Annotated in this window: 10 protein-coding genes and 3 pseudogenes; 6 read left to right on the forward strand and 7 right to left on the reverse strand. The window is 60.7% G+C overall.

Annotated features, from left to right (window positions below; genetic code table 11):
• Window positions 1–463, reverse strand: a pseudogene (locus DPA2511_RS22660) (molybdenum-dependent transcriptional regulator); the annotation flags it as partial.
• Window positions 464–876: 413 nt separating this feature from the next.
• Here DPA2511_RS22660 and DPA2511_RS22665 point away from each other — a divergent pair.
• The 4 genes from DPA2511_RS22665 (at window position 877) to modC (ending at window position 3,813) form a co-directional block, all read left to right on the forward strand.
• Complete coding sequence (locus tag DPA2511_RS22665; RefSeq protein WP_012764797.1) at window positions 877–1,035, forward strand: AcrZ family multidrug efflux pump-associated protein; 159 nt, start codon at window positions 877–879, stop codon at window positions 1,033–1,035.
• A gap of 257 nt (window positions 1,036–1,292) precedes the next feature.
• Window positions 1,293–2,066, forward strand: a complete 774-nt coding sequence (modA, locus tag DPA2511_RS06055) for a molybdate ABC transporter substrate-binding protein (protein WP_012764798.1) — start codon at window positions 1,293–1,295, stop codon at window positions 2,064–2,066.
• Entirely contained in the window at window positions 2,066–2,755 is a 690-nt protein-coding gene (gene modB / locus DPA2511_RS06060) for a molybdate ABC transporter permease subunit (protein WP_012764799.1), read from the forward strand. Before modA ends, modB begins: the two co-directional genes overlap by 1 nt.
• Complete coding sequence (modC, locus tag DPA2511_RS06065) at window positions 2,755–3,813, forward strand: molybdenum ABC transporter ATP-binding protein ModC (protein WP_012764800.1); 1,059 nt, start codon at window positions 2,755–2,757, stop codon at window positions 3,811–3,813. The genes modB and modC overlap by 1 nt, the downstream gene beginning before the upstream one ends.
• 113 nt (window positions 3,814–3,926) lie before the next feature.
• Here modC and DPA2511_RS06070 read toward each other — a convergent pair whose 3' ends face one another.
• On the reverse strand, window positions 3,927–4,748 hold the full coding sequence (locus DPA2511_RS06070) for a pyridoxal phosphatase (RefSeq protein ID WP_012764801.1): 822 nt from the start codon (window positions 4,746–4,748) through the stop codon (window positions 3,927–3,929).
• A 186-nt stretch (window positions 4,749–4,934) separates the two neighbouring features.
• Here DPA2511_RS06070 and pgl point away from each other — a divergent pair, with 186 nt between their 5' ends.
• On the forward strand, window positions 4,935–5,924 hold the full coding sequence (gene pgl, locus DPA2511_RS06075) for a 6-phosphogluconolactonase (RefSeq protein ID WP_012764802.1): 990 nt from the start codon (window positions 4,935–4,937) through the stop codon (window positions 5,922–5,924).
• A 387-nt stretch (window positions 5,925–6,311) separates the two neighbouring features.
• A pseudogene (locus DPA2511_RS22670) lies at window positions 6,312–7,969 on the forward strand (dipeptide ABC transporter ATP-binding protein).
• On the opposite strand, the gene DPA2511_RS06085 reads toward DPA2511_RS22670, so the two are convergent.
• The 5 genes and pseudogenes from DPA2511_RS06085 to DPA2511_RS06105 all read right to left on the reverse strand — a co-directional run bounded on the left by DPA2511_RS06085 (window position 7,960) and on the right by DPA2511_RS06105 (window position 13,108).
• A complete protein-coding gene (locus tag DPA2511_RS06085; RefSeq protein WP_012764804.1) occupies window positions 7,960–8,799 on the reverse strand; it encodes a sulfurtransferase in 840 nt (279 codons plus the stop codon). The pseudogene DPA2511_RS22670 and the gene DPA2511_RS06085 sit on opposite strands and share 10 nt — an antisense overlap.
• Window positions 8,793–9,799, reverse strand: a pseudogene (locus DPA2511_RS21155) (ornithine cyclodeaminase). The gene DPA2511_RS06085 and the pseudogene DPA2511_RS21155 overlap by 7 nt, the downstream one beginning before the upstream one ends.
• A gap of 2 nt (window positions 9,800–9,801) precedes the next feature.
• A complete protein-coding gene (locus DPA2511_RS06095; protein WP_012764806.1) occupies window positions 9,802–10,800 on the reverse strand; it encodes a 1-aminocyclopropane-1-carboxylate deaminase/D-cysteine desulfhydrase in 999 nt (332 codons plus the stop codon).
• The gene (locus DPA2511_RS06100) at window positions 10,797–12,197 is read right to left on the reverse strand and encodes a M20/M25/M40 family metallo-hydrolase (protein WP_012764807.1); all 1,401 of its coding nucleotides are present in this window, start codon (window positions 12,195–12,197) and stop codon (window positions 10,797–10,799) included. The genes DPA2511_RS06095 and DPA2511_RS06100 overlap by 4 nt, the downstream gene beginning before the upstream one ends.
• Window positions 12,194–13,108: an ABC transporter permease gene (locus DPA2511_RS06105; protein ID WP_012764808.1), complete on the reverse strand. Its 915-nt coding sequence runs from the start codon at window positions 13,106–13,108 to the stop codon at window positions 12,194–12,196. The genes DPA2511_RS06100 and DPA2511_RS06105 overlap by 4 nt, the downstream gene beginning before the upstream one ends.

Consider the following 13,108-nt stretch of genomic DNA (forward strand, 5'->3'; position numbering starts at 1 on the left):
TTTTTGCCGTCTGCCAGCAGGATCGCCAAATGCTGCTGAACCTGCTGATGATCCCGTTCCAGCACCGTTCCAAGAATTGGTTGCGGGCGCTGGTTTGTAGTGAAAAACGGGCGATGGCCGCTAACAGGCTGTCGAGCGGCAGGTTGTCCTGTTGCAGCGTGTCAAACGCTTTTTGCTGGATTTGCGCCAGTAGATCATACAGTTGCAGCAGCCGGTCGCCGTAGCGCGTCAGTAGCGCGCCGCCACCGCCTTTGCCGCCGGTGGAGCGTTCTACGATGGTTTGTTCCGACAACAAATTCATGTCGTTGATGGCATCCCAGGCGCTTTTGTAGCTGATACCGGCCAGTTTTGCTCCCTGGCTGATCGAGCCGGTCTGTTTGATCTGTTTCAGCAGGGTAATACGTCGGGGATCGGCGAACAGACGTTCCTGCAGTTTGAGGGTAAGAAGAATTTCTGCTTGCATGGCAAGGTTCCGTATTAGTGATTATTCAATAGATTATACCTGTCATCCCCTTGACTGCATTACTCATCCCATCCATGGGCTTGCCTCTTTCGCGACACAACTCGCTGTTTTCGCCGCAACCCACGGCAACGTCGTCGTTCGATCCTGCCGTTTACCGAGGTCAGTTTTTGGGTATTCCTCCGGTTATTGCGTGACAAGGCGCGGATCAAGAGTGTCCCGAGGCGCCGACGCATAACATGCCGATGTGTCTATGGCGGCCTGCACCTGAGTGATTTAGGGTATATATCGGTGAGGAAATCGCACAAATGGACGTATGAATTCCCTCGGTTCAGGTAGACTGCCGTATGATAACCCACCCTGAATAAAAGCATTGCCGGCTGAATGCGGTCAGTCTGGTAAGAAGTGAGGTCAACATGTTGGAATTGCTGAAAAGTCTGTTGTTTGCAGTATGTATGGTGCCGGTGATGATGGCGGTGATTTTGGGCGCTATTTATGGGTTGGGCGAGCTGTTCAACCTGTTCTCCGCCATTGGTACGGGCGGCCGCCGTGATTCTTCCTTGGTGAGCAAATAACACCATATTTTATTGCGAATCCCAATAAAAACCCGGCGTCGCCGTTTATGCGACGCCGGGTTTTTTTATGACGTACATCTCTGTACGCCATCAATGCGCAGACGTGAGGCGCGATTGAAAAACGTTCCCGGCGTTTTTTATGCCTCTGGCGCGTGACGAACAGCGTTTTTTTGCGTCAGAACAATGAAAATTCGTAGTAGATTCGATATTTAACGTTATATTGTTTTTTACACAACGATAAATACTGGGAGAAATCTATGCAATTACAGTGGACTAAATGGTTGGCTACCGCCGCGTTGACGCTGGGAATGAGCGCAGGCGCTTATGCCGCACAGGAAAAAGTCACCGTGTTCGCCGCAGCGTCGTTGACCAACGCGCTGCAGGAGATCGCCACGCAGTATCAGCAAGGTAAAGAGGTGTCCATCGTGTCCTCTTTTGCGTCTTCATCAACACTGGCTCGTCAGATTGAACAAGGGGCGCCCGCCGACCTGTTCATTTCCGCTGATCAGCAGTGGATGGATTACGCGCAGGGCAAACAACTGATGGAAACCGATACGCGCTATACCCTACTGGGCAATGAGCTGGTAGTGATTGCGCCGAAGTCCTCCGAGATCAAGGGTATTAAAATCAACAACGCCACTGACTGGAAAAGTCTGCTGAAAGGCGGCCGTTTGTCCGTCGGCGATCCGGATCATGTACCGGCCGGCATTTACGCCAAAGAGGCGCTACAGAAACTGAATGCCTGGGATACGCTCTCTCCGTTGATGGCGCGCGCTAACGATGTGCGTGCCGCCATGGTGCTGGTGGAACGCGAAGAAGCGCCGCTGGGTATTGTGTATGGTTCCGATGCTGTCGCCAGCGCCAAAGTAAAAGTGGTCGGCATTTTCCCGGCCGATACCCATAAACCGGTGGAATACCCGATGGCGATCGTGAAAGGCCGCAATACCCCGGTGGTTAAAGCGTTCTTTGACTACCTGAAGACGCCTCAGGCGGCTGAGGTGTTCAAACGTTACGGCTTTACACCGCGCTGATGATACTCAACGACTATGAATGGCAGGCCGTAGAACTCAGTCTCCGCGTTTCGGTGGTGGCGGTGTTTTTCAGCCTGCCGCTGGGGATTCTGGCTTCCTGGGTGTTGGTGCGTTGTCGGTTCCCCGGCAAATCCCTGCTCGACAGCATTATCCATTTGCCGCTGGTGTTGCCGCCGGTGGTGATTGGCTACCTGCTGTTGATAGGGATGGGCCGCAAGGGAGTGATCGGCGCCTGGTTGTATGAATGGTTTGGTTTCAGCTTCAGCTTCAGTTGGCACGGCGCCGCGCTGGCCTCGGCGGTGGTGTCGTTTCCGCTGATGGTGCGGGCGATACGACTGGCGCTGGAAGCGGTGGATCGCCGGCTCGAACTGGCGGCCCGCACGTTGGGCGCCGGCCCGTGGCGGGTGTTTTTCACCATCACCTTGCCGCTGACGCTGCCCGGCATTGTGGTGGGCACCGTGCTGGCCTTCGCCCGCTCGCTGGGGGAGTTCGGCGCGACCATCACCTTTGTTTCCAATATCCCGGGCGAAACCCGTACCATCCCATCGGCCATGTATACCTTGATCGAAACGCCGGGGGCGGAAATGCTGGCCGCCCGGCTTTGTGTTATCGCTATTGCGCTTTCATTGCTTTCGTTGCTGCTATCGGAGTGGCTGACACAGTGGGGCCGTAAGCGGCTGGGGGGATAATGCTGCAATTGGATTTTACCCAGCAACTGGGCGATTTGTCGCTGTGCGTGAAAACCACGCTGCCGTCCAGCGGCATTACTGCGGTGTTTGGCGTATCCGGTGCCGGGAAAACCTCGCTGATCAACGCTATTGTCGGGTTGACCAAACCCGATCAAGGACGCATTCAGCTTAATGAACGGGTGCTGTCCGACAGTTACACGCGGGTTTTCCTACCGCCGGAACAACGACGGATCGGTTACGTCTTCCAGGATGCTCGTCTGTTTCCCCACTACCGCGTACAGGGTAATCTGCGCTATGGCATGGCGGAAAAAATGGCGGCGCAGTTTGACGATATCGTACAGCTATTGGGTATCGACCCTCTGTTGCGCCGTTATCCAATGACGCTCTCGGGCGGTGAAAAACAGCGGGTGGCGATAGGGCGCGCGTTGTTGACGGCGCCGGAATTGCTGCTGATGGATGAGCCGCTGGCGTCGCTGGATCTTCCCCGCAAGCGTGAGCTGATGCCCTACCTGGAACGGCTCTCAAAAGAGGTCAACACCCCGATCTTGTACGTTAGCCACAGCCTGGAAGAGGTACTGCGTCTGGCGGATCGCGTGGTGGTGTTGGACAAAGGCCAGATCAAGGCGCAGGGGCCGCTGGAAGAAGTCTGGGCCAGCACCGCGTTGCGTGCCTGGCTGCCGCAGGGTGAACAGAGTAGCGTGCTGAAAGTCACCGTGCTGGAACACCATCCGAATTATGCGATGACGGCGCTGTCGCTGGGCGAACAACACCTGTGGGTGGGGCGGCTCGACGCACCGAAAGGGGAGACGTTGCGCATTCGCGTCAACGCCGCCGACGTCTCGCTGGTGATGCAGCGGCCACCGGTCAGCAGTATCCGCAATATTCTGGCGACCAAGGTGCTGGAATGCATCGACGTGGGTGATCAGGTGGAGGTTAAGCTGGCGATTGGCGAGCAGGTGTTGTGGGCCAGAATCACCACCTGGGCGCGGGATGAGCTGGCGTTGCGGCCCTATCAGTGGCTGTATGCTCAGATAAAAAGCGTCTCTATCACGTCATAATGTCGCGGTAACTTTGTGGCGACGCAAAAACAGAAAACGCCCGGCGCGCCGTTACTGAGAGTGACGGCGCGCCGGGCGCACTTCCTGCCGCACACCGGGATAATCATTCCGGTTTAATTCAACACTCTGCTCATGATGATATCGGCGATGCCCGGTTGTTCATTGTGGCCGATCACCAGATCGGCACGCGCTTTTACGTCGTCGGCGCTGTTGCCCATCGCCACGCCTAGCCCTACGCTGGACAACATGCTGATGTCGTTGAAGTTATCGCCAAAGGCCACGATCTCGGTCATGGCGATGCCTTGCGATGCCGCCCAGCGCTGCAACAGGTTGCCTTTGCTGTTGCCGGTTTGCGCCACATCGATCTGATCGATCCACGACCACTCACAGGCCAAACCCAGTTCGCGCTCCACCGAAGCGGCGAATTCATTCAGCGCCGCGCTGTCGGCGTGCGAGGTGGCGAATTTCCAAATGTTACCGGCATCGTGAGTGGCGGCGTGCAGATTTTCCACCTGCTGGAACGCCGGGCGTTGATGCTCCGGCAGCGTCTGCGACCAGGCCAGCGAACGGGTGATATGACCGGTGGTGTGCTGATACATCATGGCGTCGTCGGCGTACATCAGCCCGTGGATAGCGAAGTGCTCCAGCATGTCCAGCACCTGGCGCGCCTGGCGTGGTTGCAGTGGATTGGCGCAGGATGCCCGCTGGGCCTGATAATCATACAGATAAGTGCCGTTGCAGCAGATAGCGGGAGTATCCAGCTCTAGCGCCTGATAAAAAGGGTGAATGGCCGAATGGTGCCGCCCGGTGACGATCAGTACCTGGATGCCCGCTTGTTTGGCCAGTTCCAGCGCCATCAGCGATTCGGGAAGAATGGTTTTCTTTTGGGTTAACAGGGTGCCGTCAAGGTCTAGGGCGATTACACGGTAGGTCATCGATCTCTCATCCGGTTGTCAGAAGCATTCCTGGCGATGGTACACTGGATGCAGGCAGGTCGACAGGTTAAGGGTTCTTTATTCTGTGATTTATTCCCGTTTCCCTGTGTACGGCATGAGAAATGATCCGATTTATCAGCGATGGCGTCGGCGCAGCCGGCCACCCGAATTAACAAGGAGAATTGAATGCAGCAAGTGGTTTATATCGCCAGCCCGGAAAGCCAGCAGATTCACGTCTGGCAACTGGCGGCCAGTGGTGAACTGAGTCTGCTCCAGGTGGTTGACGTTCCTGGGCAGGTACAGCCGATGACAATTGCACCGGACAACCGTCATCTGTACGTCGGTGTGCGGCCGGCGTTCCGGGTGATTAGCTATCGCATTGATGAACAAGGGCGCCTGACGCAGGCGGGCGTCGCGCCGTTGCCGGGTAGCCCGACTCACCTGTCCACCGATTTGCAGGGACGTTTTTTGTTTAGCGCTTCCTATAGTAACGCCTGCCTCAGCGTCAGCCCGATCGGCGCCGACGGGGTAGTGGCCGCACCGATTCAGCAGCTAGACGGTCTGGAAGGATGCCACTCTTCCAATATCGATCCGGAAAACCGCGTTCTGTGGGCGCCCTGTCTGAAACAAGATCGTATCCGTTTGTATGACCTCGGCATCGACGGCACGTTGACGCCGCATCAGCCGGAAGAACAGAACACGGTGGCAGGCGCGGGCCCGCGTCATATGGCGTACCACCCGAACCGGCGTTTCGCCTACTGTGTGAATGAGCTGGATAGCACCGTGGATGTCTATGCACTCGACGGACAGATTCGCCGGGTGCAGACGCTGCATGCGATGCCGGCGGATTTCAACGGTACTTGCTGGTCGGCGGATATCCATATCACGCCGGACGGACGCCATCTTTACACCACCGATCGCACCGCCAGCCTGATCAGTATCTTCCAGGTGGCGGAAGACGGCAGTGCGTTGACGCTACTCGGCCATCAACCGACGGAAACCCAGCCGCGCGGTTTTAATCTCGACCATACCGGCCAATACCTGATTTCCGCCGGACAGAAATCCCACCATATCGAAGTGTATCGTATTGATGCGGGCAACGGCGGGCTGACGCCGCTGGCGCGTTATGCGGTCGGCCAGGGGCCGATGTGGGTGTCGGTGCTGGCGCTGTCCTGAGTGGCGGCATAGGTAAGTCCGCGCCCTGCGTCATGCGAGCCCGTTAACCGGTATGATTCGCGGGGCGAGCGCCGGCGCGACGTCCTTCCTGGCGTCGCCTCACCGGTGTTTCCCGGCCCAAACAGGTTTAAGTGACGGCGGCGCGGCCTTATTTTTCTGCACGGTAGCGTTGCCCCGTACTGGCCGTCAGCGACGGCCCTCCACGCCGCGAGATCGTCAAGATAAGCCGTTTTTTATTCGACATCGTCCTGCGTCGGCGGGCATTCCGCGTCCCTGATAACCCCTGGCTATAAGTCATCAGAAAATTGACTGACCCTACGATTGAGCCGGAGTCGCATGAAGAATATATTATATATCATCACTCCGTTTTCTGACCGGTATACCGCTATGACCTCCGCATCCCCACTGTTGACTGTTACCGATCTGGCGATTCGCACTTCCCGAGATAAACCGCTGGTGAATCACATTGCATTCAGTGTCCACGCCGGAGAGATTGTGGCGCTGGTGGGGGAATCCGGTTCCGGTAAAACCCTGAGCGCTTTGTCGCTGGTGGGATTACTGCCGGAAGGGCTGCACCATGCCGCTGGCGAAGTATGTCTTGATGGGCAGACGATCGCTACGCCGGGAAACGCCTACGCGCCGCAGGTTCGTGGGCAGCGCATCGGCATGGTGTTCCAGGAACCGATGAGCAGCATGAATCCGGTGTTGACGGTCGGCGAGCAGATTGCGGAAGTGCTGGTGCGGCATCAGCGTCTGGGCTGGCGTCAGGCGCAACGGGAGGCCATTGCGCTATTGGAGCGGGTCGGCATCGTCGAACCGGCCCGGCGCGCCAGGCAATATATCCATCAGCTTTCCGGCGGTATGCGGCAGCGGTGATGATCGCCAGCGCCATCAGCTGTAAACCGTCGCTGCTGATAGCCGATGAACCGACCACCGCCCTGGATGTCATCATTCAGGCGCAGATCCTGGACTTGTTGCAGGAGCTGCAACGGGAACGGGGAATGGGCGTGCTGCTTATTACCCACGATCTCGGCGTAGTGGCGCGCTATGCCCATCGTGCCTGCGTGATGCATCAGGGGAACATCGTCGAACAAGGGGAGGTTCCGGTTTTGCTGAGCTGTCCGCAAGCGGCCTACACCCGTAAACTGATCGCCGCATCGCAGCCGGAACCGGCCGCTTTCCGGCAGGTGTCGGAGAGCGATAACCCGTTGATCAAACTGGAGAACGTCACTAAATCCTACGCGCAGCCTGCCGCCGTGCCATTTTTCCCCGGGCGATCCCATACCGTGCTGCATGCCGCCTCGATCACCGTGGAACGGGGAGAAATTGTCGGGCTGATCGGGGAGTCGGGGTCGGGCAAGACGACGCTGGGGCGTATGGCGATTGGGCTGATCCCGGCGGATGACGGCGTGGTGGAATTCGACGGTATCAATCTTGGTCGGGCGAATTGCCGTCAGCGTCGGCAACTGCGCCGGCGAGCGCAGATTATTTTTCAGGATCCCTACGCCAGCCTTGACCCGGCAATGAGCGTCGGTGAACAAATTGCCGAACCGCTGCGGGTACATCGGCTGTGCCCGGCCGACGAGATCCCAGCCCGGGTAGCGGCGTTGCTGACGCGCGTCGGACTGGAGCCGCACCATGCTGGGCGGCGACCCGGCGCATTTTCCGGTGGTCAGCGCCAGCGTATCGTCATTGCGCGGGCGTTGGCGTTAGAGCCTGAACTGCTGGTGGCGGACGAAGCGGTGTCCGCACTGGATTTATCGGTGCGTGGGCAGATACTGGCGCTGCTCGGCCAACTGCGGGCGACGCTGGGGCTGAGCATCCTGTTTATCAGCCACGACCTGGGCGCGGTGCGCCAGATCTGCGATCGGGTGGTGGTGTTGTATCACGGGGTTATCGTTGAGCGCGGAACGACCGAACAGGTGCTCGATCGGCCCGCCCATGAGTACACCCGGCGGCTGGTGGCCGCGGCGCCGGATATCCGTCAATCGCTGGCGCAGCGTCGCGCCAATGACGGGCCGGCCAGTGCTCGAGATCAGGCTTGAGGGCCGGCGTCCGTCGGCTCGCCGCGTTGCAGCGGCAGCTCCTCGTGTTCAGCCCATTCGTGCCAGGAGCCGACGTATACCGCCAGCCGGGTATAGCCTGCCAGCCGTAATGCGGTGGTGACGGTGGCCGCGCGCGCGCCGCGGTGGCAGTAGGCGATAATGCGCTGATGCGGTTGCAACCCGGCGGCCTGCGCCCGACGGGCGATCTCTTCCGGCGGCAGAAAACGCCCGTCCTGCACCATATCTTCCCAGAACAGCAGTGTTGCGCCGGGGATCCGGCCCGCGCGCGGGCAGCACGGATGCACAAAGCTACCGTCGAATTCGGCGGGGCGGCGAGCATCGAGAATGACGGTCGTTACACCGTCTGCGCGGATGACTTCATCACGGGTGGCGGTACATTCGCGTCGGAAATCGACCGGCAGCGGCAGGTGGCGCGACGCGCTGACGACGGCGCTGATCCCTTGGCCTGGTAATACCGTTCCCCCCGCCAGCCGCCAGGCGTCCAATCCGCCATCCAGCAGCATGCTGCGCTCGCCTGTCAGTTCGCAAAACCAAACGCCGCGAGGCGATCGCATGCCCACCTGTTGTTCGAAAAACACCGGGATAGCATCAGGGCGACGCGGCAGTTGTCGCCAGGCGTGCAGGAACGATGCCGCCATCTGCTGCACGCCGGCTTCGGTGGCGTCGGGAATGAAATAGTCATACACATTGAGATGGTGGGCGTTGGGCAGGGTGGCCTGTTGCCAGTCGGCGTGATCTCGTACATCAATCAGGTCGAATTTTTCCCCCGCCGCCAGTCGTCGGCGCAGGGTGGAAGCATCAATCAGCATAACGGGGATCCTGTAAACAGCGGCAACGCTGTACCGGTGTTGCTGACGGCGGCTTGTTGCAACACCCGTGCCGCCAGCGCGATATCGAACACGTTGAGTCCGAACGACGAAAAGTAGACCCGATCGTCCGGCGTCGCCCGCCAGCCATCCACAATCAGCTGCGTCAGATCGGCGGCGACCTGGCGTTCGGCGAACTGGCCGGCGCGGAACATTTGAAACAAGCTTTTGGCGCTGGTGTGGCAGAAATCGCCCCAGGCATCCACTACGACCTGCGTGGCATGCCGGATGGTATCAAACGCGGCTTCGTGGTAGCCCGCCTGGATCAGCAGCGTGCCATCGCGCATCGCGTCGGGCGCCAGTATGGGCGTCGGGCTGCCGGTGCAACTGATTAGCGCATCGTAGGGGTGTCGCAGGGCGTCCTGCAGTGTGGTTTTGGCGACGATGGGCCAAGGGGAGCGTTCGGCGTTGACCAACATCTGCGTTAAGTGCGCGGGGGTACGATTCCAGCAGGTGACTTGGGCGAGATGCGGGAACAAGGTTTGCAGCATGGTGAGGTGGGCGCGGGCCTGCATGCCGGCGCCCAGCAGCAATACCCGTTCCACCGGCCTGGGCGCGGCGTAATGCAGCGCTACCGCCGATACGGCGGCGGTACGGGCCGCAGTCAGACCACCGCTCTCCAACAACCCCGACGGGGGACGCCGTTGTCCGCCCGGTTGAGCAGCGTCAGCGTCATCGCCATGGGGAAACCATCGCCGGCGTCGGGGCGATGCGCGGTCCATTTCACCCCGGTGCTGTTGAATCGGCCGCCGACGCGAGCGGGCAGGGCATAGACTTTTCCCCCGGGCGTGTCTAACCCGACGTGGGTTTCCGCCGGCATACTCGCCGCTCCCTGACGCAGCAGATGTACGGTATCCACCACGTCGAGAAACGCCTGCTGCGGGTCTTCGCCGCCCAGTGCGCGTACCTGGGCCTGATTCAGAACGCGTAACGGCGCCGACATGTTCAGGCCTCCAGTAAGCGTTGTGCAAAGGGGTACAGCGCGGGGGAGCCGCCACAGTGGATAAAGACGACCCGGCTGCCCGGCTGGATGCGTTGCTGTGCCACCAGCGCGAATAGGCCATGCATGGCTTTACCGGTATAGACCGGATCAAGCAGCACGCCTTCGCGCCGCGCCGCCTGATAGATAGCATCGATGCCGCCGGGCGAGGGCACGCCGTAGGCAGCGCCCACGTAGTCGTCCGCGACCTGGATCTCTTCGGGCTGCCAGCGCTGTCCCCACTCCAGCAGATCGGCACATGCCTGCGCCATGGCGGCGATGCGCGCCTGAAACCATTCGGATTTGGCGCTGACGCTGATGCCGATGATGCGCGTCTGCGGCCAGTAGCGACGGGCGCCGACGTAGAGGCCCGCCAGCGTTCCGCCGGAGCCACAAGGGGCGATGAGATAATCCGGCGGATTCTCGCCGCGTTCGCTCAACTGCGCCGCCATTTCTTCAACCGCTCGGACGTAACCCAGCGCGCCGAGCGGCGTCGCGCCGCCCAGCGGGATGATCAGCGGTTTTTCACCGCGGGCCGAGGCCGCATCGGCGTGCGCCTGCATGGCGCCGTCGATCTGGGTGAAATAGGCGTCCGGGTCAAGAAATTCCAGTTCTGCGCCGAACAACCTATCGAGCAGCAGATTGCCCTGGTAGGCGTCGGGCGCATGGCCGCGTAGCACCAGTACCGGTTTCATGCCGTATTTACGCGCTGCGGCCGCCACCATGCGGGCATGGTTGGACTGATGGCCGCCGGTGGTGATCACCACGTTCACCTGTCGGCGGCAGGCGTCGGCCATCAGGTATTCCAGCTTGCGTACTTTGTTGCCGCCGCCGCCGAATCCGGTGTAGTCGTCGCGTTTAATCGACAGTGCAATGCCGAGATCGTCGCCCAGCCGCGGTAGCGACTCCAGTGGGGTGGGGAAAAATCCCAACGTGACACGTTCAAAATCAGCCAGCGTTTTCATAAGTCATTCCTGTTTTCGGTGTGTTCCCCAGCGGGGTAGGGAGAGTCGGAAAAAGCGCCCAGCCAATCGGCAAGCGATTGGGTAAATCGCGTCAGGCCGCGCAGCGTGGCGAATTCGTTGACGCCGTGCGCGTTACCGCCTTCACCCAGCCCGCCAATCAGAAAGGCGGGCGCGATCGACGCAAAGGCGTAAGCGGGGGCGCATCCCGGCGCCCACGGCCAGATATCCGGCTCGGCCTGTTGTCGGCGATAGCTGTGCAGCAGCTCGGCCACCCCCGTATCCTGCATACCGAAGCGACAACCGGGATAGCTGTCGGCGATATGCAGCGCGACGCCGTCCAGTTCCGGGCGCGACAAGGCGTGCCGGATATCATGCAGTAGCGTTTGCGGGTCGAGATGCGGCGGCACGCGCAGTGCCAGTTCGGCGGATGCGGCGTAGGGGATCACGCCGCGTCCGCCGACGGGCAGGGTGTGGATTTCGGCGATGTTGAGCACCGCGCTGCCCAGCAAGTGGTTGAGGCAGTGCAGAGTATCGCCCTCGATCGCCAGCCGGGCGCTGCGGCGAAAGCGCAGCTCGTCGGCGAGAGTGAAACGGGAAGCCAACGGTTCCAGCAGCGCCTGCGCGTCGTCGTCCGGCCGGCGGGTGAGCAATACGCCGTTTTGCTCGGCGGGCGCTATCCGGCCGAGCGCCTGCGTCAGCCGCCAGGCCGGGTTGGCGATCCAGGCGGCGTTACTGGCGTGGATTGCCGCCTGCGGGCCGCCCCAATCGCCGCCGCTCACCTGCAATCGTGCGGAGGTCAGCCCGGTAAAGCCCAGATAAACGCGCGGCGCGCCGCCGCCGTATTCGCACAGCGACGGAAACAACACGGCCTGCGACGCGGCGACCGGGCAAGGCTGCCGGGCCAGATAGCGCCGCAGGTGGCCGCTGCCGGTTTCCTCTTCCCCTTCCAGCAAAATATCCAGATTGACGTGCAGCCGGCCGGACTGCCACAGCTGACGCACGACCGCCAGCATGCCCGCCAGCGGCCCTTTGTTGTTTTCCGCGCCGCGCGCGACAAACACGTCGCCTTTGTCCGCCCAGTGGGTGATGACACCGTTGAAGGGGTCGGACTGCCAGCCTTCGGCGTCGGCGGGCATCACATCGTACATGTTGTAGAGCGTCAGTGAGGTGCGGGCGCCGGTGTCGATCCTTACGTGCACCAGCGGCGGCCGGTCGAGCTGCCATTGCCGGCTGACCGGGTAGATAACCTGTGCGTTGAGGTGGGTCTGCAGCCACTGCTCCAGCCAGGCGGCCAGCGCGCGCTGCGGCGACAGATTGCCGCTAACGCTTTGAAACGGCGTAATGGTCGTCAGCAATGCCAGCGTTTCTTCCAACAGGTCGGTCTGTTGCCCGGTCACAGTTTTATCCTCGGGTTGAGCACCACATACAGCAGGTCGATCAGCAGGTTGATGACCACGAACACCAGCGCCGCCAGCAATACGATGGCCTGCACCAGCGGGAAGTCGCGGTTTTGGATCGCTTGTACCGCCAGCCGACCAATGCCCGGCCAGGCGAAAATGATCTCAGTGACCAGCGCGCCTCCCAACAAGGACGCGAAATACATGCCCTGAACGGTCACGACCGGGATCAGCGCATTGCGCAGCGCGTGGAGGAACAGAATGCGCGTCTGGCTTAGCCCTTTGGCCTGCGCGGTGCGGATATATTCCTGCTGCAATACGTCGATCAGGCTGGCCCGCACCAGCCGGGCGATGGCGCTCATGTAGTAGGCGCCCAGGCTGACGGCGGGCATCAGCAACTGACTGGCGCTGCCGTAGCCGCCGGAGGGCAACCAGTGCAGATTGAGGCTGAACAGGATAATCAGCAGTAGCCCAAGCCAGAACACCGGAATGGCCTGTCCGCTGAACGCCAGCAGCCTGGCGAGTAGATCCCAGACCGAATCTCGCCTGACGGCGCTGATTATGCCGAGCAACAGGCCGGCCGCTGTGCTCCAGACCAGCGCGGCCACCGCCAGCAGCAGCGTTGCGGGAATTCGTGCTGCGATCAGGCTGACCACCGGCTGCTCGTAACGCAGCGAGGCGCCGAGATCGCCGCGCAACACGTTGCCGAGGTAATGGCCGTACTGCTGCAATAACGGCTGGTCGAATCCCATGCTGTGACGAAAAACATCGATCTCCTGTTGGCTGGAGCCCGGCGGCATCATGACGGCCGCCGGATCGCCGGTCAGATGCAGGCTGTAAAAAATCAGCAGCGATACGCCGAACATCACCAACACGGCTTGCCCGATGCGGGAGAGAATATAGCGCGGCAT

It is taken from the genome of Musicola paradisiaca NCPPB 2511 (assembly GCF_000400505.1).
Taxonomy (GTDB): domain Bacteria; phylum Pseudomonadota; class Gammaproteobacteria; order Enterobacterales; family Enterobacteriaceae; genus Musicola; species Musicola paradisiaca.

Excerpts from the sequence above, each read along its gene's own strand:
- DPA2511_RS06105 (WP_012764808.1), bottom strand. The coding sequence starts at position 13,108 with ATGCCGCGCTATATTCTCTCCCGCATCGGGCAAGCCGTGTTGGTGATG.
- DPA2511_RS22665 (WP_012764797.1), top strand. The coding sequence starts at position 877 with ATGTTGGAATTGCTGAAAAGTCTGTTGTTTGCAGTATGTATGGTGCCG.
- DPA2511_RS06070 (WP_012764801.1), bottom strand. The coding sequence starts at position 4,748 with ATGACCTACCGTGTAATCGCCCTAGACCTTGACGGCACCCTGTTAACC.
- pgl (WP_012764802.1), top strand. The coding sequence starts at position 4,935 with ATGCAGCAAGTGGTTTATATCGCCAGCCCGGAAAGCCAGCAGATTCAC.
- DPA2511_RS06095 (WP_012764806.1), bottom strand. The coding sequence starts at position 10,800 with ATGAAAACGCTGGCTGATTTTGAACGTGTCACGTTGGGATTTTTCCCC.
- modC (WP_012764800.1), top strand. The coding sequence starts at position 2,755 with ATGCTGCAATTGGATTTTACCCAGCAACTGGGCGATTTGTCGCTGTGC.
- modB (WP_012764799.1), top strand. The coding sequence starts at position 2,066 with ATGATACTCAACGACTATGAATGGCAGGCCGTAGAACTCAGTCTCCGC.
- DPA2511_RS06085 (WP_012764804.1), bottom strand. The coding sequence starts at position 8,799 with ATGCTGATTGATGCTTCCACCCTGCGCCGACGACTGGCGGCGGGGGAA.
- modA (WP_012764798.1), top strand. The coding sequence starts at position 1,293 with ATGCAATTACAGTGGACTAAATGGTTGGCTACCGCCGCGTTGACGCTG.